We start from the raw sequence: 25,104 nt of genomic DNA, 5'->3' as shown, positions 1-25,104 counted from the left end.
GCTTGCAACCGCAACATCCGTTCGACAGGGCGCGGCCAAAGCCAGCGGCCACCGCGCAAGGGCCGCCATCACCCAGTGCGGGCGCTGGCGGCACCCCCCTTGGGGGAAGGCGCGCAGCGCCTCAGGGGGTCGTCAAATGAGCCCCAATCCACCGGCCCGATTGCACCAGCTCCCGCACGCAGTCCCCAAGCACCACGCGCGCGGCCAGCGCGGCGGGCGAAAGCTCGTCGTCCGACAGGCTGCACAGCGCGGCGGGCCGGAAGGCCGGGGCGTCCGCGATCTCGGCCATGGCAAAGCGCTGCGCCGCATCGGGGTAGCGGCCCACGGCCGCCCAGGGCTGGATGGTGCTGCCCAGGCCCATGTCCACGGCGTCCATGAGCAGCGCCAGCGAGTCGATTTCCATGGCAATGCGCGGCGCCACGCGCGCCTGGGCGAAGGCCGTGTCCAGGCGGCTGCGCAAGCCGTGCGGACCGGTGGGCAGGATCAATGGCTCATCACCCAGCTGCGCCAGGGCCACCTTGCCAGCCAGCGGCGGCAGGCGCGCACCATGCTGCGCCGAGCGGATCAGGAACAGGCGCTCCTCCAGCAACGGCAGCACGCTCCAGCGGCGCGCCGGCTGCGTGTCGAACAGCACGGCCAGGTCAAGCTGGCGCGCGTTGAGCATGTTCGAGAGGTGGCCCGAGAGGCTGCCCACCATGTGCAGGCGCACGTCGGGGTAGCGCTCGTGCATGGCGCGCATCAGCGGCACGCCCAGCACCGAGGCCGTGGTGGGCGACAGGCCCACGCTCACGCTCCCCGTCAGACGCGCCTGCTGCGCCGCGCGCGCGGCCTGGTCGGCATGGCGCAGCACGAGTTGCGCCTCGCGGAAGAAAGCAAGCCCGGCCTCGGTGGGCACCGCGCCCTTGGCGGTGCGCTGCAGCAGCCGGGTGCACAGCTCGCCCTCCAGGCGGCTGATCTGCTGGCTCAGGGCCGACTGCACCATGTTCAAATCCAGCGCCGCCCGCCCCATGGAGCCCAGCTCCACGATACGCACGAAGTAACGCAACTGTCGCAGTTCCATGGGATCGTCCTGCGCGGTGCGCTACAGCCCCGCCACCTGCGGAATCAGCCGGTGGTAGAAGCGGATGGCATCAAGGTAGTTGGCCACGCTCAGGCGCTCGTTGGTGCCATGGAAGCGCTTGAGGTCCTCGCTGTTCGCGCGGATGGGCGAGAACTTGAAGATGTGGTCGCTGATGGCACCGTAGTGGATGGAGTCCGTGCCCGCCACCATCAGGCCCGGGGCCACCAGGGCGTCGGGGAACACCTCGCGGATGGTCTGGTTCAGCACCCGGTACTGCGCCGAACCGGTGGGCGCCACCTTGGACGCATCCACCGCACCCGGCAGCGCCACCAGCTCGAACTGGCCGCCCGGCGCCGCGTCGGCCACATGGCTGTGCATGTGCTGCAGCACGCCCTCCTTGGTATCACCGGGCAGGATGCGGAAGTTCACCGTGGCCTCGGCGCTGCCGGGCAGCACATTCTCCTTGTTGCCGGCATTCACGATGGTCAGCGCCGTGGTGGTGCGCAGCATGGCGTTGGTGCTGGCCGCGCCTTCGAGCTGCTTTTGCACCACCGGGCCGAACAGCCACAGGTTGGACAGCGCCACGCGCGAAAATCCGCCCATCTCGGGCGCCAGGGTGTCGAACATCTCGCCTGCCACGCCTCGGATGCCGGCCGGCAGTTGCTTGTCCTCCAGCCGCGCGAGGGCCGCGCTCACCATGGCGATGGCGCTGGTGCCCTTCGGCGGCGGCATGGACGAATGGCCCGGCGTGGCCGAAACCTTGAGCACCACCGACATATAGCCCTTCTCGGCCACGCCGATGAGCGCCGTGGGCTTGGCGATGCCGGGCATCACGCCTTCGAGCACCAGCAGGCCCTCGTCGAGCACGAAGTCCAGGCGCACGCCGCGCTCCTGCAGCAGCGCGGCGATGCGCGCCGCGCCGCGCAGGCCGGCCACCTCCTCGTCGGCGCCGTAGGCCAGGTAGAGGGTGCGCGGCGGCTGGTAGCCACCGGCCAGCAGCATCTCCACCGCTTCGAGCTGCGACAGCAGGTTGCCCTTGTCATCCCAGGAGCCCCGGCCCCAGATGAAACCGTTCTTCACCACGCCGGCGAACGGCGGCACCTGCCAGTCGCCCTCGGTGCCGGGCGCCACGGGCACCACGTCCTGGTGCGCCATGAGCAGGATGGGCGGGGCCTTCGGGTCGGCGCCCTGCCAGGTGTAGAGCAGGCTCAGGCCACCCACCACCTCGCGCTGCAGGTGGGCATGCACCCTCGGGAAACGCTTTTGCAGCAGGGCGTGCAGGGCCTGGAACTGGTCGGCGTTGAGCTGGGCGTCGTCGCGCGAGGAGATCGTCTGCAGGCGCACCGCCTCGGCCAGGCGCTCCGCCACGGCGGCACCATCGATCGCCACGGGGGCCAGCGGCTCCACCTGCAATTGGCGCGTGCCCTTGCGCAGCGTGTTGACGGCCACCGCAACCGCCAGCAGCACGAGCAGGACCAGCAGGCCCCACAGGGTTTTCTTGACCATGGTTGTTGTCTCCTTGGACGGCATCGTAAACGCGCCGGGGCAGGATAATTGAGCCCATGAACAAGCACCGCGTCGTGGTGGGCCTGAGCGGCGGGGTGGACTCCGCCGTCACCGCCTACCTTCTCAAGCAACAGGGCCACGAGGTGGTCGGCATCTTCATGAAGAACTGGGAAGATGACGACGACAGCGAATACTGCTCGTCCAACGTCGACTTCGTGGATGCCGCCGCCGTGGCCGACGTGATCGGCATCGAGATCGAGCACGTCAACTTCGCCGCCGAGTACAAGGACCGCGTGTTCGCCGAATTCCTGCGCGAGTACCAGGCCGGTCGCACGCCCAACCCCGATGTGCTGTGCAACGCCGAGATCAAGTTCAAGGCCTTTCTCGACCACGCCATGCGCCTGGGCGCCGAGAAGATCGCCACCGGCCACTACGCGCGCGTGCGCCAGAACGCCACGACCGGCCTGTTCGAGCTGCTCAAGGGCCTGGACCCGTCCAAGGACCAGAGCTACTTTCTGCACCGCCTGAACCAGGCCCAGCTCTCGAAAACGCTGTTCCCCGTGGGCGAGTTGCACAAGACCGAGGTGCGCCGCATCGCCGCCGAGATCGGGCTGCCCAACGCGAAGAAAAAAGATTCGACCGGCATCTGCTTCATCGGCGAGCGGCCGTTCCGCGAATTCCTCAACCGCTACATCAGCCACGCACCCGGCCCCATCCTGGACGACCGGGGACGCAAACTGGGCCAGCATGTGGGCCTGTCGTTCTACACCCTGGGCCAGCGCCAGGGCCTGGGCATCGGCGGGTTGAAGGAGAAAGGCGCGCAGCGCGGCGGCGGCGCGCACGAGCCCTGGTTCGTGGCGCGCAAGGACCTGGAAAAAAATCTGCTCCGCGTGGTGCAGGGGCACGACCACCCCTGGCTGCTGTCGCACCGGCTCGACGCGCAGGACGCGAGCTGGACGGCCGGCCACCCGCCCGCGCCCGGCGCCTACGCGGCCAAGACGCGCTACCGCCAGCAGGATGCCGCCTGCACCGTGGAAGGCGCCGACGCCAGCACCTTCCGCCTGCACTTCCCCGAGGCGCAATGGGCCGTCACGCCGGGCCAGAGCGCCGTGCTCTACGACGGCGAGGTGTGCCTGGGGGGCGGGGTGATCTCGGCGGTCGATCCCGCCGCGTGAATTGAAAGAAAATAGCCTGTGGCGCACGCCAGACAGGCGCCATAAGCTATTTTATTGATAGCAATCAACCCCCTCACCCACGGAAGCCCATGAACCAGCCTGCCACCTCGCGCGCACGGCGCGCCCTGATCGCCTGCACCCTGCTGTGCCTGGCCCCCCTGGGCCACGCCCAGCAGGTTCTGCGCGTGACCGCGATTCCCGACGAGTCGCCGACCGAACTGGCGCGCAAGGCCGCGCCCTTGATGAAGTACCTGGAGGCGCAGCTCGGCGTGAAGGTGGAGTACACCCCCGTCACCGACTACGCGGCCTCGGTGGAGGCGCTGGTGAACCGCAAGGTGGACCTGGCCTGGTTCGGCGGCTTCACCTTCGTGCAGGCCAGCGCGCGCTCGGGCGGCAAGGTCATTCCGCTGGTGCAGCGCGAGGAGGACACGAAGTTCCGCTCGGTGTTCATCTCCGCCGACCCGGCCGTCCAGTCGCTGAACGACCTCAAGGGCAAGGACGTGAGCTTCGGCTCGCAAAGCAGCACCTCGGGCCACCTGATGCCGCGCAGCTTCCTGCTGCAGGCCGGCATCCACCCGGACAAGGACTTCCGGCGCGTGGCCTACAGCGGCGCGCACGACGCCACGATCGCGGCCGTGGCATCGGGCAAGGTGCAGGGCGGGGCGCTCAACATCTCGGTGTGGGAAAAGTTCGTGGCCGACAAGAAGGTGGACACGGCGAAGGTGCGCGTCATCTACACCACGCCGCCGTACTACGACTACAACTGGTCGGTGCACGCCGACATGCCCGCCGCCCTGCGCGACAAGCTCGCCCAGGCGCTGCTGGCGCTGAACCCGTCCACGCCCGAGGGCAAGAGCATCCTGGAACTGCAGCGCGCCACCCGCTTCGTGCCGACCAAGGCCGAGAACTACAAGGGCATCGAGGCCGCCGCGCGCAGCGCCGAACTGCTCTGACGGTTCACGACCTGAGAGCACCGGAGCGTCCGGCGTGGACATCGAACTGCAGGGCATTTCCGCCCGCCACCCGGCCGCCCGCGCGGACGCGGCACCGGCGCTGCGCGCCGTGGGCCTGCGCATCGGCGCGTGCGAGCAGGTGGCCGTGATCGGCCCCTCGGGTGCGGGCAAGACCACGCTGCTCCAGGTCATGGCCTGCGCGCTCCCGCCGTCGGACGGCCAGCTGCGGCTCGGCGGCCAGGCCCCCTGGGACCTGCCACGCGCCGCGTTGCAGCAACTGCGCGGCCGCCTGTTTCTGGCACCGCAGGTGCCGCCCTTGCCACCGCGCCAGCGCGTGGTCACCGCCGTGCTGGCGGGGCGCCTGCCCGCCATGGGCCTGTGGGCCAGCCTGCGCTCGCTGGTCTACCCGGACAACATTCCCGCGGCCCACGCGGCACTGGAACGCTTTGGCCTCGGCGACAAGCTGTTCGACCGCGTGGACCGCCTCTCCGGCGGCGAGCGCCAGCGCGTGGGCCTGGCGCGGGCGCTGCTGGCACCGGCCCGGCTGTGGCTGGTGGACGAACCCCTGTCCGCGCTCGACCCCACGCACGCCCGGCAGGCCCTGGCCACGCTGACGGACCACGCGCACGCGCAAGGCATCACCCTGGTGAGCACGCTGCACCAGGTGGACATGGCGCTGGCGCATTTCCCGCGCATCATCGGCCTGCGCGAAGGCACGGTGGTGTTCGACCTGCCCGCCGCCGCAGTGACGCCCGAGCGGCTGGCACACCTCTACGACCGGTTCGAGCATGAGCTGCGCGGCGATGCACCGGACAGCACGGCCGACCTCCCCGACCCCCCGGCCCCGGTGGCCCTGCAATGCCGCTGACGCACGTTCCGCCCCCGGCCCGCGACCCGGCCTGGCGGGGCCGACTGGGCGGCGCGCTGGCGCTGCTGGTGCTGCTGTGGCCGCTGGGCGTGGCCACAGAATTCCGCCCCTGGGTGCTGTTCGAGCCGCAGAACCTGCGGGTCAGCGGCCATTTTCTCGGCAGCTTCTGGCCGCTGGCGCTGGACGACGAATTCCTGGCCCTGGTGGCGCGGGAAACCTGGCGCACCGTGGCCATGGCCACCGCCGGCGTGGCGCTGGCGCTGGCCGTCGCCATCCCGCTCACGCTGCTGTCCACGCGCGTGCTCTCGCTCTCGGCCCTGTCGGGCCGCATGGCCACGGGGCCATCCCTGCTGCGCCAGGCGGTGCGCTGGCTGCTGGTGGTGCTGCGCAGCATCCCGGAACTGGTGTGGGCGCTGGTGTTCGTGCGCGTGGTGGGGCTGGGACCGACGGCCGGCGTGCTGGCCATCGCCCTGACCTACGGCGGCATGCTGGGCAAGGTGTATGGCGAAATCCTGGAAAGCGGCGACACCCACGCCACCGAAACCCTGCTGCGCAACGGCGCCGGCCGCCTGCAGGGCTTCGCCCACGGCCTACTGCCAACCAGCGCGGCCGAGCTGACCTCCTACACCGTCTACCGCTGGGAATGCGCCGTGCGCTCGTCCGTGGTGCTGGGTTTCGTGGGCGCGGGCGGCCTGGGGCAGCAGCTCGACAACGCGATGAAGATGTTCAACGGCGGCGAGGTCGCCAGCATGCTGCTGGTGTTCATGGCGCTGGTGGCGCTGGCCGACCGCACCAGCGCTTGGCTGCGCAAGGCATTGGGCTAGGACCATGGCGCGGCCATCCATCCCCCCGACCCCGGCCCTGCCCCGGCCCACGCACCTGCTGGCGGCACGCCGCAAGGCCGCCTGGTTCACCCTGGCCCTGCTGGCCCTGGTGCTGGCGAGCTTCGGCTCGCTGGACCTGCAGTGGGCGCAGTTCCTGTCGCTGGATTCGGCCCAGCGCATGGCGCGCTTCCTGGGCGAGTTCTTCCCGCCCGACCTCTCGCCAAGCTTCCTCGACAAGGTCGCCAGGGCCACCTGGGAGACCTTGGCCATGTCGGCCCTGGGCACCCTGCTGGCCGCCGTGGGCGGGCTGCTCATCGCGCTGCCCGCCAGCCGCCTGGGCAGCGATGGCCGGGCCTGGCTGCGCACACCGACCCGCCTGGTGCTCAATGCGCTGCGCTCCGTGCCGGAAGTAGTGTGGGCCGCCCTGCTGCTGATCTCGGCCGGGCTGGGGCCCTTCGCCGGCACCCTGGCCCTGGCCGTGCACACCTCGGGCGTGCTCGGCCGCCTGTTCGCCGAAGCCCTGGAAAACGTACCCCCCGGCCCCGCGCAGGCCTTGCGCGCGCAGGGCGTGGCCCCGAACCGGGTCTTCCTGTACGCGCTGCTGCCGCAGGCGCTGCCGCAGCTCCTGAGCTACACGCTGTACCGCTGGGAGAACAACATCCGCGCGGCCACCGTGCTGGGCATCGTGGGGGCCGGCGGCCTGGGCCAGCTGCTGGCCTTCCACATGGGCCTGTTCCACATGCCCAAGACGGCCACGGTGCTGGCCGCCATGCTGCTGCTGGTGGCGCTGGTGGACGCTTGCAGCTTCGCCGCGCGCCGCTGGCTGACGCGCTGAAGGTCGTCCCGCGATAGCGGGCTTCAGAACGGAATATCGTCGTCCATGTCGTCGAAGCCCGAGGCCGCGCGCGGCGCCTGGGCCATGGGGGCGGGCGCCGGGGCCGGGCGCTGCGGCGGAGCCGCGGGGCGCTGGGGCGGGGCGGCGCGGCGCGCAGGCGCCTGGTCGTACCCGCCGGCATCGCCGCCACCGTAGCCGCCTTCGTCATAGCCGCCGCCCTGGCCGCCACCCATGCCCTGGCGGCTGCCCAGCATCTGCATGGTGTCGGCACGGATTTCCGTGGTGAACTTCTCCACGCCAGACTGGTCGGTCCACTTGCGCGTGCGCAGCGAGCCTTCCACGTAGACCTGCGAGCCCTTGCGCAGGTACTGGCCCACGATTTCGGCCAGGCGGCCGTTGAACACCACGCGGTGCCACTCGGTGGCTTCCTTGTTCTCGCCGGTGTTCTTGTCACGCCAGCGGTCGGTGGTGGCGATGGTCACGTTGGCCACCTGGTCCCCGCTGGGGAAGGAGCGCATCTCGGGGTCGCGGCCCAGGTTGCCGACGAGGATCACTTTGTTCACGGATGCCATAAAAAAATCCTTTGCAATAGCCCGGACAGCAAGGGGGAGGATTCCGGGCCAGATGAGCGAATGAAACGGCCCCCCTCCGAGGCCGCAGGTGTGCAGCATAGCGGCCCGGCGCGCCACTGGCGCGGGCGGCGCCAAAAAATGCCGAGAAGCGGTTGCGTGGGAGGGGACCCCCACCGTTCTCAGTGTCCGCCGCCGCGCCCCACCGGCCGCAACGGCCAGGTGATCCACAGCCACAGGACCGCCAGCAGGGTGGTGGCGGCGAACAGACCGCCCGTGCCCGCCCATTGGGCCAGCGCGCCGCCCAGGGCGCCGCCAGCAAACAGGCCCAGCGACTGCAACGTGTTGTAGGCCCCCAGGGCCGCGCCGCGCAAGGCGGCTGGCGCCATGCGCGAAACCAGGCTGGGCTGGGTAGCCTCCAGCATGTTGAACCCACAGAAGAAGACAAACAGCAGCGCGCCCAGCCACAGGACAGAGGGCTGTGCCTCGCTGGCCGCCAGCAGCGCCAGCGCGGCCTGCACCGCCACGATCAGGGCGATGGACAACAACAGTGCCCCGCGCAGGCGTCCGCGCCGCTCCATGGCGAACAGCCCCCCCATGGCCAGGACAGACAACACCAGCGCGGGCAGATACACCTGCCAGTGCAGGCCCTTGGCCAGTCCAGCCTGCACCAGCATGGCCGGCACGGCCACCCACATGGCCATCTGCACCGTGTGCAGCGCGAACACACCGAGGTTCAGGCGCAGCAGGTCGGCATGGCGCCACACATCGGCCAGGCGGCCTCCGGATTCGCCCGCATGGCGTTCCGGCTCGGGCGGCACCACCCACAGCACCAGCGCGATGCCCCCCAGCGCCAGGGCGAAGGTCAGGCCGAACAGACCGGACAGGCCGACGGCGGCCGTGAGCAATGGAGCCAGCACCAGGGCCACGGCGAACATCAGCCCGATGCTCATGCCCACCAGCGCCATGGCCTTGGTGCGCACGCCATCGCGCGTCTGGTCGGCCAGCAGCGCCGTGACGGCGGCCGACACGGCGCCCGCGCCCTGCAGCGCGCGGCCCACGAGCAGTCCCATGACGCTGTCGGCCAGCGCCGCCGCCAGGCTGCCCGCCGCGAACACCAGCAGGCCGATGACGATGACGCGTTTGCGCCCGAAGCGGTCGGACGCCATGCCCAACGGCAGCTGCAGCACGGCCTGGGTGAGCCCGTAAATGCCCATGGCCAGGCCGACCAGCGCCGGGTCGTCGCCTCCGGGGTACCGGCGCGCCTCCAGGGCGAACACCGGCAGCACCATGAACAGCCCCAGCATGCGCAGCGCGAAGATCAGCGCCAGGCTGACGCTGGAGCGGCGCTCCAGCGGGGTCATGGTGGTGGCGGGGTCTTTCGCCCGTCCGGACGGACCCGGGACGGCGGAAGGGGAAGAAGCGGGTGAAGACACGGTGGACTCGGGCACGCGGTGCGGGGCCGATAGAAAAAGGTTCGGCGGCAGTGAAAACCCTGATTGTGCGCGATCCGGTGCCCGAAGGGGCTGCCGCACGCCCGAGAACCCTTTTGACTATCATGGAGAGTTTCCTTTCCACGCGCCGCGCGCACGCCGTGAACCCCTTGCCCCCCTCCCGCCCCGCCCCCGCCGATGCCCCGCCCCCCGAGGGCCGCCCCCTGGCCGAGGTGCTGCGCCAGCAGGCGCGCATCAGCATCCGTGGCGCGCGCACGCACAACCTCAAGAACATCGACCTGGACATCCCGCGCAACCAGCTCGTGGTGATCACCGGGCTGTCGGGCTCGGGCAAGTCCAGTCTGGCGTTCGACACGCTCTACGCCGAGGGCCAGCGGCGCTACGTGGAAAGCCTCTCGGCCTACGCGCGCCAGTTCCTGGGCCGGCTGGACAAGCCCGATGTGGACCTGATCGAGGGCCTGTCGCCCGCCATCTCCATCGAGCAGAAGGCCACCAGCCACAACCCGCGCTCCACCGTGGGCACGGTGACCGAGATCCACGACTACCTGCGCCTGCTCTACGCCCGCGCCGGCACGCCCTACTGCCCGGACCACGGCCTGCCGCTGAGCTCGCAGACCGTGAGCCAGATGGTGGACGCCGTGCTGGCGCTGCCCGAGGACACCAAACTGATGGTCCTCGGCCCGCTGGCGCGCGAGAAAAAAGGTGAATTCACCGAACTGTTCGCGCAGATGCAGGCGCTGGGCTATGTGCGCTTCCGCGTCGATGGCCAAATCTACGAGCACGGCAATCTCCCGGCGCTCAAGAAGACCGAGAAGCACGACATCGACGTGGTGATCGACCGCGTGAAGGTGCGCGCCGACCTGCAGCAGCGCCTGGCCGAGAGCTTCGAGGCCGCGCTGCGCGTGGGCGGGCAGGAAGCCGGCGGCCGCGTGCTGGCCGTGGAGATGGACACGGGGCAGGAGCATCTGTTCAGCGCGAAGTTCGCCTGCCCGGTGTGCAGCTATGCGCTGGGCGAACTGGAACCACGCCTGTTCTCCTTCAACTCGCCGCTGGGCGCCTGCCCCACCTGCGACGGCCTGGGCCAGCGCGAGGTGTTCGATGCGGCGCGCGTGGTGGCCTTTCCGTCGCTGAGCCTGGCGAGCGGCGCCATCAAGGGCTGGGACCGGCGCAACGCCTACTACTTCGCCATGCTGGAGAGCCTGGCGCGGCACTATGGCTTCGACATCGAGGCACCGTTCGAGAACCTGCCCGAACCGGTGCGCCACGCCGTGCTGCACGGCTCGGGCGAGGAGGCCATCGCGTTCAGCTACATCCTCGACAGCGGCGCCCAGAAGGGCAAGGCCATCGTCAAGCAGCACCCGTTCGAGGGCATCCTGCCCAACATGGCGCGGCGCTACCGCGAGACCGATTCCACCGTGGTGCGCGAGGACCTGGCACGCTACCGCAGCACCCAGTCCTGCCCGGACTGCGCGGGCGCGCGCCTGCGCCGCGAGGCGCGCCATGTGAAGGTGGGCGAGGGCGCGCAGGCCCGCGCCATCTACGAGGTGAGCCACGCCACGCTGAGCGAGGCGCACGCCTGGTTCGCCCAGCTCCGGCTCACGGGCGCCAAGGCCGAAATCGCCGACAAGGTGGTGCGCGAGATCGCCACGCGCCTGCAGTTCCTCAACGACGTGGGCCTGAACTACCTGAGCCTGGACCGCAGCGCCGAGACGCTCTCGGGCGGCGAGGCGCAGCGCATCCGCCTGGCCAGCCAGATCGGCTCGGGGCTGACGGGCGTGATGTACGTGCTCGACGAGCCCAGCATCGGCCTGCACCAGCGCGACAACGACCGGCTCATCGCCACGCTGCAGCACCTGCGCGACATCGGCAACAGCGTGATCGTGGTCGAGCACGACGAGGACATGATGCGCGCGGCCGATCAGATCATCGACATGGGCCCCGGCGCCGGCGTGCACGGCGGCCGCGTGATGGCGCAGGGCGGCTACGACGAGGTGCGCGCCCACCCCGATTCGCTCACGGGCCAGTACCTCGCGGGCACGCGCAGCATCCCCGTGCCCGCGCGGCGCACGCCCTGGCTACCGGCGGTGGCGGCCCCGGCGCCCGAGGCCAAGCCCAAGTCGCGCTTCCCGGTCAGCGAGGCCAGCCGCAAGCGCGCCGAGCGCATGGCCGTGCACGAGGCGCGCCAGGGCCCGCTGCAGGCACTGCGCGTGCTCGGCGCCAGCGGCCACAACCTGAAGCACGTGAGCGTGGACTTCCCCGTGGGCCTGCTCACCTGCGTGACCGGCGTCTCGGGTTCGGGCAAGAGCACGCTGGTCAACGACACGCTGTACGCCGCCGTGGCGCGCCAGATCTACCGCGCGCACGACGAGCCCGCGCCGCACGAGGCCATCGAGGGCATCGAGTACTTCGACAAGGTCATCAACGTCGACCAGTCGCCCATCGGCCGCACGCCGCGCAGCAACCCGGCCACCTACACCGGCCTGTTCACGCCCATCCGCGAGCTGATGGCCGAGGTGAACACGGCCAAGGAACGCGGCTACGGCCCGGGGCGCTTCTCCTTCAACGTGGCGGGCGGCCGCTGCGAGGCCTGCCAGGGCGACGGCGTGGTGAAGGTGGAAATGCATTTCCTGCCCGACGTCTACGTGCCCTGTGACATCTGCCACGGCCAGCGCTACAACCGCGAGACGCTGGAGGTGCAGTGGAAGGGCAAGAACATCGCGCAGATCCTCGACCTCACGGTGGAGGACGCCGCGGCCTTCTTCAAGGACGTGCCGACCATCGCGCGCAAGCTGCAGACGCTGCTGGACGTGGGCCTGTCCTACATCCGCCTGGGCCAGAGCGCCACCACGCTCTCGGGTGGCGAGGCGCAGCGCGTCAAGCTGGCGCAGGAACTGAGCAAGCGCGACACGGGCCGCACGCTCTACATCCTCGACGAGCCCACCACCGGCCTGCACTTCGCCGACATCGATCTGCTGCTCAAGGTGCTGCACCAGCTGCGCGACGCGGGCAACACCATCGTCGTGATCGAGCACAACCTCGACGTTATCAAGACGGCCGACTGGCTCATCGACATGGGTCCCGAGGGCGGGGCGGGTGGCGGCACCGTGGTGGCGCAGGGCACGCCCGAAGACGTGGCGGCCCAGGAAGCCAGCTTCACGGGGCGCTACCTGCGGCGCTATTTATAGTGTTTTCCGGCTCCAGCGCCCATGCAGCGGGCGCCTGCAGCTATCAATTTCGACGATTCTTGGCCCCCTTGCGCCGGGGGGGCGATCGTCCGCCCTTGTCCCTCTGCCAGTGGCGGTGGTCGTACCGCAGCTTGCCCACCACCAGGCCCGCCGTCACCAGCATCAGCCCGCTGAAGGCCGAGAGCAGGTGGTCCAGCACGGCGAGGCTGACCAGGCCACTGCCCACATACACATAGGGCAGGGCTTCGTAGAACCAATGCGGCTTGTAGAAATTCAGCATCCCGCAACTCCTTGGCGCCACAGCAGGCGCAGGACAGGCACGTGACGACGCGAAGCACCGGCCCCAAAAGGAGCGCACCCCGCCTCTGCGGATGCTTGCCCCGCGCTGGGGCTGGGCCCGGGGAACAAGACCGCACTATCAGACGGCCCGGGGTGGCTGTCAATGCCCCGCTGGCCCACGGGATGCCACGGTTGCAGAATAATGGGCCGACAAACGATCCACCCCGACCGCCATGCATTCCATCACCCTGCGCTTCCTGGCTTCCCACAACGAGGGCGAGCATGTCGCCGGCAAGATCAGTGGCGGCACCGTGCTGCGCTGGGTGGACGAGGCGGGTTTCGCCTGCGCCACGCGCTGGGCCAAGGGGCCGTGCATGACGGCGCTGGTGAGCGGCGCGCGCTTCGCCCACCCCATCCTGGTGGGCGACCTGGTGGAGGTGCAGGCCCGGCTCGCCTACACCGGCACGAGCAGCATGGGCATCGCGGTGGAGGTCTTCAGCGGCAAGCTCCCCGGCGGTGAGCTGCGCCAGGTGCTGTACTGCGCCACGGTGTACGTGGCCACCGACATCAACGACCGCCCGCGCCCCGTGGACACCTGGACCCCCGAAACCCCCGGCGACATGGCCTTGGCCGAGCGCGTGCGCGCGCACGTCAACGCGGTCCGCACGGCTTGAGGACACCCCCCTGTGGCACTGCGCGGGGGCCATTTGCCTGGGCGTGCCCATGCATGCCCGATGGATGCCCCCCTGAGGCACTGAAATGACCCACACCTCCCGCCCCATGGGCGCCGCCGACCTGCTCATGGCCCTGGCCGTGGTGGTGATCTGGGGCCTGAACTTCCTGGCCATGAAATACGGGCTGCGCACTTTCACGCCGCTGCAGCTCGGCGCCCTGCGCTACCTCGGCGCCTGCCTGCCCATGGTGCTGCTGGTGCGCCCGCCGCGCATCCACTGGAAGTGGGTGGTGGCCTACGGCCTGTTCGTCGGCCTGGGCCAGTTCGGCTTCCTGTTCCTGGCGCTGAAGGTGGGCATGGCGACCGGCCTGGCCAGCGTGCTCATGCAGACGCAGGTGTTCTTCACGGCCACGCTGAGCCTGGTGCTGCTGCACGAGCGCCCGGGCCGCGCGCTGAAGATCGGCATGGGCCTGGCCGCGCTGGGCCTGCTGTGCTTCGCCATGGATTTCGTCGGCCCGTCCGGGCGCGGCGCGGGCGCCACCACGCTGGCGGGCTTTGGCCTCACGCTGTGCGCCGCCGCCATGTGGGCGGTCTCGAACATCGTCGTGCGCCGCGCGCAGGCGCACACGCCCGACTACGACCCGCTGGCCTTCGTGGTCTGGAGCAGCCTGGTGCCGGTGCTGCCGTTCGTGGCCCTGTCGGCCTGGCTGGACCCCGATGCCAGCCGCTGGCTGCATTGGGCCGCCGTGGCCGAGGTGCCGCTATTGGCCTGGCTCTCCATCGCCTACCTGGGCTGGGCCGCCACCGTGGTGGGCTACGCGATGTGGACGCGCCTGCTCAAGCGCCATCCGGCCAACCGCGTGGCGCCGTTCAGCCTGGGCGTGCCCGTGGTCGGTCTGGCCGCAGGCATGTGGGTGCTGGGCGAGGTGGTCACGCCCTGGCAATGGGCCGGCATCGCCTGCGTGGTGACCGCGCTGGCCTGCGTGGTGCTGGGCCCGCGATTTGGCATGAAATAGGCCAGCAGCGCCCGTGCGGCAAGCGCCAACAGCTATCAAAACCATATTGAACACCGCCATGACCCCGACCCCCGACACCGCCCCCACCGTGCAGGACCGCCTGCGCGCCGCCCAACCCTGCCTGTGGACCAACCCGGGCCGCCAGGCCGAGGTGCCACCCCGGCTGTCGGTGGGCACCGCCACGGTGGGCGTGGACGACATGCAGTCCGCCGTGGCGCGCTTTGGCCGCTTCGCCGGGCTGCTGGCGGAACTGTTCCCGGAACTGCAGGCCAGCGGCGGCGTGATCGAGTCCCCGCTGGTGGCCGCGCCCGCGCTGGGCCAGCCCCTGGGCCTGGACGCGGAGCAGGGCGCGCTCTGGGTGAAATGCGACCACCTGCTGCCCGTGGCCGGCTCGATCAAGGCGCGCGGCGGCATCCACGAAGTGCTCGAATTCGCCGAAACACTGGCGCTGCAGCACGGCCTGGTGGCGCCGGGCGGCGACTACCGCGCGCTGGCCCGGCCCGAAGCGCGCGCGCTGCTGGGCCGCTACCAGGTGGCCGTGGGCTCCACGGGCAACCTGGGCCTGTCGATCGGCGTGGCCGCATCAAGCCTGGGCTTTCGCGCCGCCGTGCACATGTCGGCCGATGCCAAGGAGTGGAAGAAGGAGCGCCTGCGCCGGCGCGGCGTGGAGGTGGTGGAACACGCCGGCGACTACGAGCAGGCCGTGGCCGCCGGCCGCGCCCAGGCCGCGAGCGACCCGTTCTGCCACTTCGTCGATGACGAGCGCTCGCTCTCGCTCTTGCAGGGCTACAGCGCCGCCGCGCCCGCGCTGCAACGGCAATTGGCGGCGGCGGGCATCACCGTGGACGCCATGCACCCGCTGTTTGTCTACCTGCCCTGCGGCGTGGGCGGCGCGCCGGCGGGCATCACCTTCGGCCTGCGCCAGGTGCTGGGGCCGCATGTGCACTGCTTCTTCGCCGAGCCTGTGCAGTCACCCTGCTTCCTCGCGCAGATGCTGGCCGGACCGCACGACCACCCCAGCGTGTACGACTGGGGCCTGAGCAACCAGACCGAAGCCGACGGCCTGGCCGTGCCGCGCGCCTCGCTGCTGGCGGCCAGCCTGATGCACCCGCTGCTCTCGGGCGTGTACACCGTGCAGGACGCCACGCTGTTCCAGCATCTGGCGCTGGCGCACGACACGCAGCAGCTGCGCATCGAGCCCTCGGCGGCGGCGGGCTTCAGTGGCCCCGGCATGCTCACCGGCACCTTGGCGGGCTGCGCCTGGCTGCGCGCACAGGGCCTGGAGGCGCACCTGCCGCGCGCCACGCACCTGGCCTGGACCACCGGCGGGCTGTTCGTGCCCGATACCGAATACGATCGCTTTTTGCAACGCGGGCGCGAGGCCACAAGCCGGTAACGCCCGCCTCAGGAGCCTCACCATGGAAACCTTGGATTTCGTCGTCATCGGCGCCGGCATTGCCGGTGCCAGCGTGGCCTGGCAACTCGCCGAAACCTCGCGCGTGCTGTTGCTGGAGCGCGAGGCGCAGCCCGGCTACCACACCACGGGGCGCTCGGCCGCGCTCTACATGGAGACCTACGGCACGCCGCGCATCCGCGCGCTCACGCGCGCCAGCCGGGCCTTCCTCGACCAGCCGCCGCCGGGCTTCGCCGACAGTCCCATCCTCTCGCCGCGTGGCGTGCTCTACATCGCCCAACCGGACCAGATGGACCTGCTGGAGGCCACCTGGCAAGAGCTGCACACGCATTCACCCAGCCTGCGCCGCCTGACCCCCGCCGAACTGGTGGAGCGCGCACCCTGCCTGCGCCTGGAGGCACTGGGCGGCGGGCTGAGTGAGTCGGGCGCGGCCGACATCGACGTGAACGGCCTGCAACAGGGCTACCTGCACGGCCTGCGCCAGCGTGGCGGTACCGTGCGCATGGATGCCGAGGTCACGGCGCTCGCGCGCGAGGGCGGCCTGTGGACTGTGCAACTGCAGGACGGCAGCCACGTGCAGGCACGCACCGTGGTCAATGCCGCCGGCGCCTGGGCCGACGTGGTGGGCCAGCTGGCCGGCGCCGCGCCCATTGGCCTCACGCCCTGTCGGCGCACGGCCTTCACCTTCCCCGCGCCCGAGGGGCTGGACCTGCCCAGCCTGCCCGCCATCATCGCGGTGGACGAGAGCTTCTACATCAAGCCCGACGCGCGCCAGCTGCTGGGCTCGCCCGCCAACGCCGACCCCATGCACCCGCACGACGTGGTGCCCGAGGAGATCGACGTGGCCACGGGCATCTGGCACATCGAGCAGATGACGAGCTTCCAGATCCGCCGCCCCTCGCACACCTGGGCCGGGCTGCGTTCCTTCGTGCCCGACGGCGACATGGTGATCGGCTGGGACGGCCAGGTCGAGGGCCTGTTCTGGGTGGCCGCGCAGGGCGGCTACGGCATCCAGAGCGCGCCGGGCTATGCCCTGCTGGCGCGCAACCTGCTGCTCGGCGAGCCGCTGGACGCGTCGCTGGTGGCCGAGGGTGTGGATGCCGAGGGGCTGTCGCCCCGGCGTTTGCGCTAGCAATTCAGGAGCTGCTCGCGCTTTTCAGTATTGGTTTTCAGAATGAAATATTTCTGAAATCCAGTATTCACGAGCGCAATCAGCTCCTGATTTTGATGACTGGTCAGTGATCCATTGCGCGAACGCTGCACCCACGGCGCATGACACTGGCGCGCCCCAGACCAGGGCTCCCGCGCAAGGGCCGCCCCGCCGCGCTGGGAGCGTCCCCCTGCCCGCAGCGCGCAGCACTGCGAGAGCGGGGGGAAGGCGCCGAAGGCGACTCAGGGGAGTGTTTCAGGGGATCGCCGCCTGCAACAGGTTGCGCGTGCGCTGCGCCTCGTGGCGCGCGGCAGTGGCGAAGTCCGCGCCATTGCTCGCATAGAGGATGGCGCGCGAGGAATTGACGATGATCGGGCCGTCCTTGCGCCAGCCCGCGCGCACCGTGGCGGCAGCGTCGCCGCCCTGGGCGCCCACGCCGGGAATGAGCAGCGGCACCTGCGGCGCGATGGCGCGCACGCGCTCGATCTCGGCCGGGTAGGTGGCGCCCACCACCAGGCCGAGCTGGCCGTTCTTGTTCCACGGGCCCTGCGCCAGGCGCGCGATGTGCTCGTACAGCAGCGGCTGGCCGTCCACGCTGGCCAGGCGCTGGTTCTGGAAGTCGTCGCCGCCGGGGTTGGAGGTGCGGCACAGCAGGAAGGCACCCTTGCCGGGGTAGCGCAGGTAGGGCTCGACCGAGTCGAAGCCCATGAAGGGCGAGAGCGTGACCGCGTCGGCGCCGTAGCGCTCGAAGGCCTCGCGCGCGTACTGCTCGGCGGTGGAGCCGATGTCGCCGCGCTTGGCGTCCAGGATCACTGGCACGCGCGGCGCGTTGGCGCGCATGTGCTGCATCAGGCGTTCCAACTGGTCTTCCGCGCCGTGCGCGGCGAAGTAAGCGATCTGCGGCTTGAAGGCGCACACCAGGTCGGCCGTGGCATCCACGATGGCGGCGCAAAAGTCGTAAATCTTGTGCGGGTCGCCCTGCATGCCCGCGGGAAACCGCGTGGGTTCGGGGTCCAGGCCCACGCACAGCATGGAGTTGTTCTGCGTGGCCGCGTCGCGCAGCATGTCGAGGAAGGTCATGGGGGGGATTTTATGCAGAGCGCTCGAAATGGAACACCGCCGTCCCCGCGCGCGCATTGGGCAAAAAGCGCACGGCCTCGCCGTCCTGCAGGCCGAAAGAGTCCAGGATGCGCAGCCGGTTCTTGGTGGCCAGCGCCTCGAAGTCCTTGTAGGTGCCGACGCGGATGTTGGGCGTGTCGTACCACTGGTAGGGCAGGCGGCGCGTGACGGGCATGCGACCGCGCAGCACGGAAAGCCGGTTGGGCCAGTGCGCGAAGTTGGGGAAGGCGACGATGCCGGTGCGGCCCACGCGCGCGGTCTCGCGCAGCATGACCTCGGCGTTGCGCAGGTGCTGCAGGGTGTCGATCTGCAGCACCACGTCGAACGAGGCGTCGCCGAACATGGCCAGGCCTTCGTCGAGGTTGAGCTGGATGACATTCACGCCCCGGCGCACGCAGGCCAGCACGTTGGCGTCGGCGATCTCGATGCCGTAGCCGCTGCAGCCGCGTTCGCGCTGCAGGTAGTCGAGCATGCTGCCGTCGCCACAGCCCAGGTCGAGCACGCGCGATCCTTGCGGCACCAGGCGGGCCAGGGCTTCCATGGTGGCTTTTTCGGTCATGCCAGCTCCTTTGCAATGCTGTCGAAGTAGGAACGCATGACGTTCATGTAACGGGCGTCGTCGAGCAGGAAGGCATCGTGGCCGTGGGGCGCGTCGATCTCGGCGTAGCTCACGGCGCGTCGGTTGTCGAGCAGGGCCTTGACGATCTCGCGCGAGCGCTGGGGAGAGAAGCGCCAGTCGGTGGTGAAGCTGACCAGCAGGAACTTCGCCGTGGCGCGCGCAAGGGCCCGGGTGAGGTCGCCTTTGAAAGCGCGCGCGGGGTCGAAATAGTCGAGCGCGCGCGTGATCAGCAGGTAGGTGTTGGCGTCGAAGTAGTCGCTGAACTTGTCGCCCTGGTAGCGCAGGTAGCTCTCGATCTGGAACTCGACGTCCTGGGTGCTGTACTTGAGGTCGATGCCTTCGCGCAGCTGGCGCCCGAACTTCTCGTTCATCACGTCGTCGCTCAGGTAGGTGATGTGGCCGATCATGCGCGCGATGCGCAGGCCGCGCTTGGGGATCACGCCGTGGCGGTAGAAGTGACCGCCGTGGAAGTCGGGGTCGGTGACGATGGCGCGGCGCGCCACTTCGTTGAAGGCGATGTTCTCGGCCGTGAGGTTGGGCGCGCTGGCCACCACCACGGCATGGCGCATGCGCTCGGGGTACTGCAGCGTCCACGAGAGGGCCTGCATGCCGCCCAGGCTGCCGCCGAGCACGGCGGCCAGTTGCGTGATGCCCAGGCGGTCGAGCAGGCGGGCCTGGGCGTGGACCCAGTCCTCCACCGTGACCACGGGGAAGTCGGCGCCGTAGACCTCGCCGGTGTCCGGATGCGTGTGCATGGGGCCGGTGGAGCCAAAGCACGAGCCCAGGTTGTTGACGCCGATGACGAAGAAGCGGTTGGTGTCCACGCTCTTGCCGGGGCCGATCATGTTGTCCCACCAGCCCTCGCTCTTGTCTTGGCCCTCGTAGACACCGGCAACATGGTGCGAGGCGTTGAGCGCGTGGCACACCAGCACGGCATTGGATCGGTCAGCGTTGAGCTGGCCGTAGGTCTCGTAGGCGAGGTGGTAGTCGCGGATGGAGGCGCCGCTTTGCAGCGGCAGCGCCTCTGGAAAATGCATCGACTGGGGCGTGGCGAGGAACGACATAAAAAAACCCGGTAACGCTAAAAACGGTACCGGGTCGGCTGTCGGACGGTCTTTAGCTGAATTTATTAAGCGCCCGCAAGCTGTGGCAAATCGGCGCGTCCGGCAACTATAGCAAAACCAGCGGGTTCAGGCGGGTACCCACAACGCCAGAATACCCAGCACCAGGAAGATGCCCGCTGACACGACGTGCACGGTGCGCAGCGGTATGCGCCGCGTGATGCGGTCACCCAGCCACACCACGGGGGCATTGGCCAACATCATGCCGAGCGTGGTGCCAGCCACCACCCACAGCCAGCCGCTGTACTGGGCAGCCAGCATGACGGTGGCGATCTGCGTCTTGTCACCCATCTCGGCCAGGAAGAAGGCCACGACCGTGGTGCCGAAGACGCCCCAGCGCGGACCTTCGCCGGTGTCGCCGTCTTCGAGCTTGTCCGGGATCAGCATCCACACCGCCATGGCGATGAACGACACGCCCAGCACCCAGCGCAGCATCTGCGGCCCGATCAGCGTGGTGATCCAGGCCCCGGCGGCACCGGCCAATGCGTGGTTGAACACCGTGGCCACGAAGATGCCCCAGACGATGGGCCAGGGCTTGCGGAAACGCGCCGCCAGCACGAGGGCGAGCAGCTGGGTCTTGTCGCCCATTTCTGCGAGGGCGACGATGGAGGTGGAGACGAGGAAGGCTTCCATGGGGGCAATATCGTTTTCGGCCGGACGCAGAACGGATGCATTGACCACGCACCGACCCCGGCTCCATGGACGGCGTGCGGTCAATGGTCTCGCTTGTCCGCAGACTGCGCATGCCATGGGACGTGGGGCCCCAAGTGTGTTGACATGCGCTCCCTGGCACTGGCTGCCAGGGTCGGCTACTCCCCAAAGACCCGCGCATTGTAGCGGCCAGGGCCCGGCCGGAATGCCCGCCGGATGTTGCAACAAACCAAGGCCCGAGAAATAAAAAGTGGGCTGAACGCCAAATTGCCTGATAATGGGTCCGCTTTTTCGCTTTGCGGAAAGGCAGAGAGTCAGCGGTGAATGGTCAGTTTCGCGTCTTTGAAGTCGTCACAGGTTTGTTGATTGCGTCGGACTCCATCGCGTTTTATGTTTTTTCAGGAGTCCCTCATGGGCAACAAACTTTACGTGGGCAACCTGCCCTACTCGTTCCGCGACAACGATCTGGAACAAACCTTCGGCCAGTTCGGCTCGGTTTCCAGCGCCAAGGTCATGATGGAGCGTGACACCGGCCGCTCCAAGGGTTTCGGCTTCGTCGAAATGGGCAGCGATGCCGAGGCACAAGCCGCCATCCAAGGCGTGCATGGCCAAAACTTCGGCGGCCGTGACCTCGTGGTCAACGAAGCCCGTCCCATGGAGCCCCGCGCTCCCCGTAGCGGCGGCTTCGGCGGCGGCAATGGCGGCGGCTACGGCGGCGGTGGCCGCAGCGGCGGCTTCGGCGGCGGTGGCGGCGGCTACGGCGGTGGCCGCAACAGCTACTAAGCACCCCGGAACCAGAGGCCCCGGCCTCTCCGGCATGAAAAGGAACCTGCGGGTTCCTTTTTTTATTTGCCGGTCTGCAACCGATCTGCCACAGGTCGTAAAAACCCTTGCTTTTCAGCCATTGACAAGCGCCATAATGTACGAGCGGGTTTTTACCCGTTCATGGTTTGCGGTGATCCTTCAGTTGCACGCATAGAGCATTCGTCGAGATGAGCTGGTTGCGTTTTCGGGACTCCATCGCTTTTTCATTGTGTTTTTGAGGAGTCCCTCGATGGGCAACAAACTGTATGTGGGCAACCTGCCCTACGGCGTGCGCGACAATGATCTGGAGCAGGCTTTCGCCGCCTTTGGCAGCGTGACCAGCGCCAAGGTCATGATGGAGCGCGACACCGGCCGTTCCAAGGGCTTCGGTTTCGTGGAAATGGGCAGTGATGCCGAGGCCCAGGCCGCCATCAACGGCATGAATGGCCAGTCCCTCGGTGGCCGCGCCATCGTCGTGAACGAAGCCCGTCCGATGGAACCCCGCCCGCCCCGCTCCGGCGGCTTTGGCGGCGGTGGCGGCGGCTACGGTGGTGGTGGCCGCAGCGGTGGCGGCGGCTACGGCGGTGGCCGTGAGGGCGGTGGTGGCGGCTATGGCGGCGGCCGTGAAGGTGGCGGCGGCTACGGCGGTGGCCGTGGCGAAGGCGGTTTCCGCAGCCCCTACGGTTCGGGTCCGCGCAGTGGCGGCGGCGGCCGCGGCAATGGTGGCGGCGGCTACGGCGGCGGTGGCAACAGCTACTGAGCCCTCCTGCGCATGTCCCAGCAAAAAGCTCCTTCGGGAGCTTTTTTCATGCCCGCGCCATGGGCACGGGGCGGTCAGCCGGCTTCGGATTGCCGGTGCTTGCGCGGCCGCCCGGCCAGCAGGCGGTCGAACACCGGGTTGGGCAGCAGGCGCAAGAGCTTGGCCACCACGCCCATCTGCCAGGGAATGACCCGGTAGCTCGCGCCCGCCTGCACGGCGGCGAAAGCCCGGTCGGCGAAGTCCTCGGGCCGCATCAGGAAAGGCATGGCATAGCGGTTCTGGCGCGTCAGCGGCGTGTCGATGTAGCCAGGGCAGATGGTGGACACCACCACACCCGTGCCGCGCAGCTCCCCGCGCAGGCTTTCGCAGTAGCTGATGAGGGCGGCCTTGCTCGCGCAGTAGGCGCCATGGCCCGGCAGGCCCCGGATGCCGGCCACGCTGCCGATGCCCACCAGCCGCCCGCTGCCGCGTGCCGCCATCGCGCCGATGAAAGGCTGGAACGTGGCCGCCGCGCCCACGGTGTTGGTGGCCAGGACGCGCGCCATGGTGTCGATGTCCTCGCGCAGCGCCGTGTCGACCCCCACGCTGATGCCCGCATTGGCGATGACCACGTCCGGCACGCCCTGGCGCCGCAGGCAGTCCTGGCCGGCAGCGACGATGCTGTCGGTGACAGCCACGTCAGCGCTATATATTTCATAGCTATCGACACTTATTCCACTAGCCTCGGCCCATTTTTTCACCTCGTCCACGCGCCGCGCCACGAGCGCCAGCCGCCAGCCCGCGCGGTGGTAGCGCGCGGCCAGCGCCTGGCCGATGCCGCTGGAGGCGCCGGTGATGAAGACGAGGGGTGATGCCATGGCGCGCGGGTGAATGTTCAGCGCGCGGGCACGAGCACGCCGCGCACGCGGCCGCGCAGTTGCAGCACCTGTTCGAGGTTGTCGTATTCCATGCTGTCGGCGGTGAAACGGTCCTTGCCGCGCGTGAGCACGACCGGCTGGTCCGAACGCACACGCTCCTGCTTCGGCCAGGCATGGAGAAACTCGCCCCGGAACTCCAGGGGCGGCTGCCCCTTGCCGTTGGCGGCGCGCAGGGCCTCGCGCACCACCACGGCATTGCCCAGGAGCTGGATTTCCGAGCCATCGGCGTTGCTCAGCGCACGGTCCGCCGTGGCGCGCACCAGACGCCCGTTGGCGCCGAGCGAGCGCAGGCGCACGTCATCGATCTCCAGCGTGTCGGTATCAGGGTAATGGCGCGCCACCGCTCCCAGCACCTCGCTCTGCAGGCGCCCGCCGGCGTCGAAGCTCTTGACCGAGAACTCCTTCATGAAATAGTCGGGCTCGTGCCGCGGCGCGCCCGCCTCCTGGGGGGCCTGCGCCTGGGGCGCGTTGCGCACCAGCCACCAGGTGCCCAGTGCCAGCAGGCCCATCAGCAGCACCGGCAGGTAGAGCGACAGCCGGTCCCAGGCATGGCGCAGCGTCATGGTCATGCGCAGTAGTCCGCCAGCAGCGCGGCGTAGCGGCCGCTGGCCATGAGCAGCAGATCACAGAACTCGCGCGCGGCGCCGTCGCCGCCACGGGCCTGCGTGACATGGTGGGCGCTGGCCAGCACCTCGGCCTGGGCGTTGGCCGGGGCGCAAGCGAAGGCGCAGCGGCGCATCACGGGCAGGTCGGGCCAGTCGTCGCCCATGGCGGCGGCCTGGGCCCAGGTCAGCCCCAGTGTGGCGAGGATCTGTTCGGCCGCCGGGCGCTTGTCCTCGGTGCCGAAGATGGCGTGCTCCACGCCCAGCGCGCGCAGGCGCACGCGCAGCGGCGCGGAGTCGCGGCCGGTGACCACGGCGGGCACGATGCCCGCCTTCTGCAGGAGCTTGAGGCCATGGCCGTCCAGGGTGTTGAAGCGCTTGAGCGTCTCGCCCGATTCGCTGAAGAACAGGCCGCCATCGGTGAGCACGCCGTCCACATCGAAGAACGCGACGCGCACGTCCTGTGCCGCCAGCAGCAGCTCAGGGGGAAATTGCAGCACGGGCAGGGTGGGCGCCGCCATCTCAGATCACCTTGGCACGCATCAGGTCGCCGATGTGCACGATGCCGGTGAGCGCGCCCTCGGCATCGACCACCAGCACGCTGGTGATGCCGTGGGTTTCCATCATCTCGGCGGCGTCCACGGCCAGCGCGTCGGCGGCGATGGTGCGGGGGCCCGGGTGCATGACCTGCTCGGCCGTGGCGCTGCGCAGATCGGCACCGGCCTCGATGCGGCGGCGCAGGTCGCCGTCGGTGAAGATGCCGAGCACGCGGCCCTGGCCGTCGACCACGGCCGAGGCGCCCAGGCCCTTGGCGCTCATTTCGCGCATCAGGTCACTGAACAGCGTGTCGGGGGCGACGCGGGGCACCTGCTCGCCCGCGCGCATGACGTCGCTCACATGGGTGAGCAGCTTGCGCCCGAGCGCGCCGCCGGGGTGCGAGCGCGCGAAATCCTCGGCGCGAAAACCGCGCGCATCGAGCAGGGCCACGGCCAGCGCGTCACCCAGCGCCAGCTGCGCCGTGGTGCTGGTGGTGGGGGCGAGGTTGAGCGGGCAGGCCTCGCGCTCGACGCTGCAGTCCAGCGCCAGGTCGGCGTGCTGCGCCAGCGAGGACTGCGGGTTGCCGGTGATGGCGACCAGGGGCACGCCCAGGCGGTGCAGCACGGGCAGGATGGCGGTGAGCTCGGCGCTCTCGCCGCTGTTGGAGATGGCCAGCACGAGGTCCTGGGCCGTGACCATGCCCAGGTCGCCGTGGCTGGCCTCGGCCGGGTGCACGAACAGCGCGGGAGTGCCGGTGGACGCCAGCGTGGCAGCGATCTTGCGGCCCACATGGCCGCTCTTGCCCATGCCCATGACCACGACGCGGCCCGGGATGTGCAGCATTTTCTGCACCGCCTGCGCGAACCGGCCGTCCACGCGCTGGCCCAGCGCACGCAGCGCGGCGGCCTCGATGTCGAAGGTTTCCCGTGCCAGGCGCAGGGCCTGCTCGGGGTCGAAAGGGCGCGTGGCGCCAGTGGCTGCATGCATGGAGCGATTCTATCGGCCGGGGCTGC

At 69.6% G+C, this 25,104-nt stretch carries 25 protein-coding genes and 1 riboswitch; of the genes, 12 read left to right on the top strand and 13 right to left on the bottom strand.

Features of this window, described 5'->3' with window-relative positions; all coding sequences use genetic code 11:
- Nucleotides 1-121: 121 nt before the first annotated feature.
- The gene (locus D8S75_RS01545) at nt 122-1,060 is read right to left on the bottom strand and encodes a LysR family transcriptional regulator (RefSeq protein ID WP_119964166.1); all 939 of its coding nucleotides are present in this window, start codon (nt 1,058-1,060) and stop codon (nt 122-124) included.
- A gap of 21 nt (nt 1,061-1,081) precedes the next feature.
- Entirely contained in the window at nt 1,082-2,590 is a 1,509-nt protein-coding gene (locus tag D8S75_RS01540) for a M20 family peptidase (RefSeq protein WP_119964165.1), read from the bottom strand.
- A gap of 32 nt (nt 2,591-2,622) precedes the next feature.
- Here D8S75_RS01540 and mnmA point away from each other — a divergent pair, with 32 nt between their 5' ends.
- From mnmA to phnE, 5 genes are all read left to right on the top strand, one after another.
- Nucleotides 2,623-3,741, top strand: coding sequence for a tRNA 2-thiouridine(34) synthase MnmA (gene mnmA / locus D8S75_RS01535; protein WP_119964164.1), 1,119 nt, complete (start codon nt 2,623-2,625; stop codon nt 3,739-3,741).
- Between the two features lie 89 nt (nt 3,742-3,830).
- On the top strand, nt 3,831-4,694 hold the full coding sequence (locus tag D8S75_RS01530) for a putative selenate ABC transporter substrate-binding protein (RefSeq protein ID WP_119964163.1): 864 nt from the start codon (nt 3,831-3,833) through the stop codon (nt 4,692-4,694).
- A 34-nt stretch (nt 4,695-4,728) separates the two neighbouring features.
- Nucleotides 4,729-5,562, top strand: a complete 834-nt coding sequence (locus D8S75_RS01525) for a phosphonate ABC transporter ATP-binding protein (RefSeq protein WP_119964162.1) — start codon at nt 4,729-4,731, stop codon at nt 5,560-5,562.
- Nucleotides 5,553-6,386, top strand: a complete 834-nt coding sequence (locus D8S75_RS01520; RefSeq protein ID WP_119964161.1) for a PhnE/PtxC family ABC transporter permease — start codon at nt 5,553-5,555, stop codon at nt 6,384-6,386. The genes D8S75_RS01525 and D8S75_RS01520 overlap by 10 nt, the downstream gene beginning before the upstream one ends.
- Nucleotides 6,387-6,390: 4 nt before the next feature.
- Nucleotides 6,391-7,221: a phosphonate ABC transporter, permease protein PhnE gene (gene phnE / locus D8S75_RS01515; RefSeq protein WP_119964160.1), complete on the top strand. Its 831-nt coding sequence runs from the start codon at nt 6,391-6,393 to the stop codon at nt 7,219-7,221.
- Nucleotides 7,222-7,244: 23 nt separating this feature from the next.
- Here the strand turns inward: phnE and ssb are convergent, their stop codons facing one another.
- On the bottom strand, nt 7,245-7,793 hold the full coding sequence (gene ssb / locus D8S75_RS01510; RefSeq protein WP_119964159.1) for a single-stranded DNA-binding protein: 549 nt from the start codon (nt 7,791-7,793) through the stop codon (nt 7,245-7,247).
- 179 nt (nt 7,794-7,972) lie between these two features.
- A complete protein-coding gene (locus D8S75_RS01505) occupies nt 7,973-9,154 on the bottom strand; it encodes an MFS transporter (RefSeq protein ID WP_119964158.1) in 1,182 nt (393 codons plus the stop codon).
- Between the two features lie 302 nt (nt 9,155-9,456).
- On the opposite strand from D8S75_RS01505, the gene uvrA reads away from it, so the two are divergent.
- Complete coding sequence (uvrA, locus tag D8S75_RS01500) at nt 9,457-12,429, top strand: excinuclease ABC subunit UvrA (protein ID WP_232828848.1); 2,973 nt, start codon at nt 9,457-9,459, stop codon at nt 12,427-12,429.
- Nucleotides 12,430-12,472: 43 nt separating this feature from the next.
- Here uvrA and D8S75_RS01495 read toward each other — a convergent pair whose 3' ends face one another.
- Complete coding sequence (locus D8S75_RS01495) at nt 12,473-12,709, bottom strand: hypothetical protein (RefSeq protein ID WP_119964156.1); 237 nt, start codon at nt 12,707-12,709, stop codon at nt 12,473-12,475.
- Nucleotides 12,710-12,941: 232 nt separating this feature from the next.
- Between D8S75_RS01495 and D8S75_RS01490 the strand changes: the two genes are divergently transcribed.
- The 4 genes from D8S75_RS01490 to D8S75_RS01475 all read left to right on the top strand — a co-directional run bounded on the left by D8S75_RS01490 (nt 12,942) and on the right by D8S75_RS01475 (nt 16,943).
- The gene (locus tag D8S75_RS01490; RefSeq protein ID WP_119964155.1) at nt 12,942-13,382 is read left to right on the top strand and encodes an acyl-CoA thioesterase; all 441 of its coding nucleotides are present in this window, start codon (nt 12,942-12,944) and stop codon (nt 13,380-13,382) included.
- An 85-nt stretch (nt 13,383-13,467) separates the two neighbouring features.
- The gene (locus tag D8S75_RS01485; RefSeq protein ID WP_119964154.1) at nt 13,468-14,397 is read left to right on the top strand and encodes an EamA family transporter; all 930 of its coding nucleotides are present in this window, start codon (nt 13,468-13,470) and stop codon (nt 14,395-14,397) included.
- A 58-nt stretch (nt 14,398-14,455) separates the two neighbouring features.
- On the top strand, nt 14,456-15,793 hold the full coding sequence (dsdA, locus tag D8S75_RS01480; protein WP_119964378.1) for a D-serine ammonia-lyase: 1,338 nt from the start codon (nt 14,456-14,458) through the stop codon (nt 15,791-15,793).
- Between the two features lie 22 nt (nt 15,794-15,815).
- Entirely contained in the window at nt 15,816-16,943 is a 1,128-nt protein-coding gene (locus D8S75_RS01475; RefSeq protein ID WP_119964153.1) for an NAD(P)/FAD-dependent oxidoreductase, read from the top strand.
- A gap of 273 nt (nt 16,944-17,216) precedes the next feature.
- Here the strand turns inward: D8S75_RS01475 and pyrF are convergent, their stop codons facing one another.
- From pyrF to D8S75_RS01455, 4 genes are all read right to left on the bottom strand, one after another.
- The gene (gene pyrF, locus D8S75_RS01470; RefSeq protein ID WP_119964152.1) at nt 17,217-18,041 is read right to left on the bottom strand and encodes an orotidine-5'-phosphate decarboxylase; all 825 of its coding nucleotides are present in this window, start codon (nt 18,039-18,041) and stop codon (nt 17,217-17,219) included.
- Between the two features lie 10 nt (nt 18,042-18,051).
- Complete coding sequence (gene metW / locus D8S75_RS01465) at nt 18,052-18,639, bottom strand: methionine biosynthesis protein MetW (protein WP_119964151.1); 588 nt, start codon at nt 18,637-18,639, stop codon at nt 18,052-18,054.
- Entirely contained in the window at nt 18,636-19,763 is a 1,128-nt protein-coding gene (gene metX / locus D8S75_RS01460) for a homoserine O-succinyltransferase MetX (RefSeq protein ID WP_119964150.1), read from the bottom strand. Before metX ends, metW begins: the two co-directional genes overlap by 4 nt.
- A gap of 126 nt (nt 19,764-19,889) precedes the next feature.
- A complete protein-coding gene (locus D8S75_RS01455; RefSeq protein ID WP_119964149.1) occupies nt 19,890-20,453 on the bottom strand; it encodes a TMEM165/GDT1 family protein in 564 nt (187 codons plus the stop codon).
- Between the two features lie 15 nt (nt 20,454-20,468).
- Nucleotides 20,469-20,655, bottom strand: a riboswitch (yybP-ykoY riboswitch).
- 227 nt (nt 20,656-20,882) lie between these two features.
- Between D8S75_RS01455 and rbp (D8S75_RS01450) the strand changes: the two genes are divergently transcribed.
- Together rbp (D8S75_RS01450) and rbp (D8S75_RS01445) are read left to right on the top strand one after the other, a co-directional pair.
- A complete protein-coding gene (rbp, locus tag D8S75_RS01450; protein ID WP_119964148.1) occupies nt 20,883-21,254 on the top strand; it encodes an RNA-binding regulator in 372 nt (123 codons plus the stop codon).
- A 271-nt stretch (nt 21,255-21,525) separates the two neighbouring features.
- Nucleotides 21,526-22,035 (top strand): RNA-binding regulator, encoded by a 510-nt coding sequence (gene rbp / locus D8S75_RS01445; RefSeq protein ID WP_119964147.1) that lies wholly within the window; start codon nt 21,526-21,528, stop codon nt 22,033-22,035.
- A 74-nt stretch (nt 22,036-22,109) separates the two neighbouring features.
- Here the strand turns inward: rbp (D8S75_RS01445) and D8S75_RS01440 are convergent, their stop codons facing one another.
- Genes D8S75_RS01440 through D8S75_RS01425 form a run of 4 tightly spaced genes read right to left on the bottom strand, consistent with a single transcriptional unit; the run spans nt 22,110 to nt 25,078 of the window.
- Entirely contained in the window at nt 22,110-22,892 is a 783-nt protein-coding gene (locus D8S75_RS01440) for an SDR family oxidoreductase (protein WP_119964146.1), read from the bottom strand.
- A gap of 17 nt (nt 22,893-22,909) precedes the next feature.
- Nucleotides 22,910-23,521: an LPS export ABC transporter periplasmic protein LptC gene (gene lptC, locus D8S75_RS01435; protein ID WP_119964145.1), complete on the bottom strand. Its 612-nt coding sequence runs from the start codon at nt 23,519-23,521 to the stop codon at nt 22,910-22,912.
- Nucleotides 23,518-24,075: a KdsC family phosphatase gene (locus tag D8S75_RS01430; protein ID WP_119964144.1), complete on the bottom strand. Its 558-nt coding sequence runs from the start codon at nt 24,073-24,075 to the stop codon at nt 23,518-23,520. Before D8S75_RS01430 ends, lptC begins: the two co-directional genes overlap by 4 nt.
- A 1-nt stretch (nt 24,076) precedes the next feature.
- Nucleotides 24,077-25,078, bottom strand: coding sequence for a KpsF/GutQ family sugar-phosphate isomerase (locus D8S75_RS01425; RefSeq protein ID WP_119964143.1), 1,002 nt, complete (start codon nt 25,076-25,078; stop codon nt 24,077-24,079).
- Between the last annotated feature and the right edge of the window lie 26 nt (nt 25,079-25,104).

Source organism: Simplicispira lacusdiani (genome assembly GCF_003604195.1).
GTDB lineage: Bacteria > Pseudomonadota > Gammaproteobacteria > Burkholderiales > Burkholderiaceae_C > Simplicispira > Simplicispira lacusdiani.
Note: the sequence above shows the minus strand (reverse complement) of the source record. Positions and strands in the feature narration are given on the sequence as shown.

Coding starts and splice junctions, on each gene's coding strand:
- rbp (WP_119964147.1), top strand. CDS start 21,526: ATGGGCAACAAACTGTATGTGGGCAACCTGCCCTACGGCGTGCGCGAC.
- rbp (WP_119964148.1), top strand. CDS start 20,883: ATGGGCAACAAACTTTACGTGGGCAACCTGCCCTACTCGTTCCGCGAC.
- D8S75_RS01475 (WP_119964153.1), top strand. CDS start 15,816: ATGGAAACCTTGGATTTCGTCGTCATCGGCGCCGGCATTGCCGGTGCC.
- D8S75_RS01455 (WP_119964149.1), bottom strand. CDS start 20,453: ATGGAAGCCTTCCTCGTCTCCACCTCCATCGTCGCCCTCGCAGAAATG.
- D8S75_RS01430 (WP_119964144.1), bottom strand. CDS start 24,075: ATGGCGGCGCCCACCCTGCCCGTGCTGCAATTTCCCCCTGAGCTGCTG.
- phnE (WP_119964160.1), top strand. CDS start 6,391: ATGGCGCGGCCATCCATCCCCCCGACCCCGGCCCTGCCCCGGCCCACG.
- D8S75_RS01490 (WP_119964155.1), top strand. CDS start 12,942: ATGCATTCCATCACCCTGCGCTTCCTGGCTTCCCACAACGAGGGCGAG.
- D8S75_RS01520 (WP_119964161.1), top strand. CDS start 5,553: ATGCCGCTGACGCACGTTCCGCCCCCGGCCCGCGACCCGGCCTGGCGG.
- metX (WP_119964150.1), bottom strand. CDS start 19,763: ATGTCGTTCCTCGCCACGCCCCAGTCGATGCATTTTCCAGAGGCGCTG.
- dsdA (WP_119964378.1), top strand. CDS start 14,456: ATGACCCCGACCCCCGACACCGCCCCCACCGTGCAGGACCGCCTGCGC.
- ssb (WP_119964159.1), bottom strand. CDS start 7,793: ATGGCATCCGTGAACAAAGTGATCCTCGTCGGCAACCTGGGCCGCGAC.
- D8S75_RS01530 (WP_119964163.1), top strand. CDS start 3,831: ATGAACCAGCCTGCCACCTCGCGCGCACGGCGCGCCCTGATCGCCTGC.
- D8S75_RS01425 (WP_119964143.1), bottom strand. CDS start 25,078: ATGCATGCAGCCACTGGCGCCACGCGCCCTTTCGACCCCGAGCAGGCC.
- mnmA (WP_119964164.1), top strand. CDS start 2,623: ATGAACAAGCACCGCGTCGTGGTGGGCCTGAGCGGCGGGGTGGACTCC.
- D8S75_RS01440 (WP_119964146.1), bottom strand. CDS start 22,892: ATGGCATCACCCCTCGTCTTCATCACCGGCGCCTCCAGCGGCATCGGC.
- pyrF (WP_119964152.1), bottom strand. CDS start 18,041: ATGACCTTCCTCGACATGCTGCGCGACGCGGCCACGCAGAACAACTCC.
- D8S75_RS01485 (WP_119964154.1), top strand. CDS start 13,468: ATGACCCACACCTCCCGCCCCATGGGCGCCGCCGACCTGCTCATGGCC.
- D8S75_RS01545 (WP_119964166.1), bottom strand. CDS start 1,060: ATGGAACTGCGACAGTTGCGTTACTTCGTGCGTATCGTGGAGCTGGGC.
- D8S75_RS01505 (WP_119964158.1), bottom strand. CDS start 9,154: ATGACCCCGCTGGAGCGCCGCTCCAGCGTCAGCCTGGCGCTGATCTTC.
- metW (WP_119964151.1), bottom strand. CDS start 18,639: ATGACCGAAAAAGCCACCATGGAAGCCCTGGCCCGCCTGGTGCCGCAA.
- D8S75_RS01540 (WP_119964165.1), bottom strand. CDS start 2,590: ATGCCGTCCAAGGAGACAACAACCATGGTCAAGAAAACCCTGTGGGGC.
- D8S75_RS01495 (WP_119964156.1), bottom strand. CDS start 12,709: ATGCTGAATTTCTACAAGCCGCATTGGTTCTACGAAGCCCTGCCCTAT.
- lptC (WP_119964145.1), bottom strand. CDS start 23,521: ATGACCATGACGCTGCGCCATGCCTGGGACCGGCTGTCGCTCTACCTG.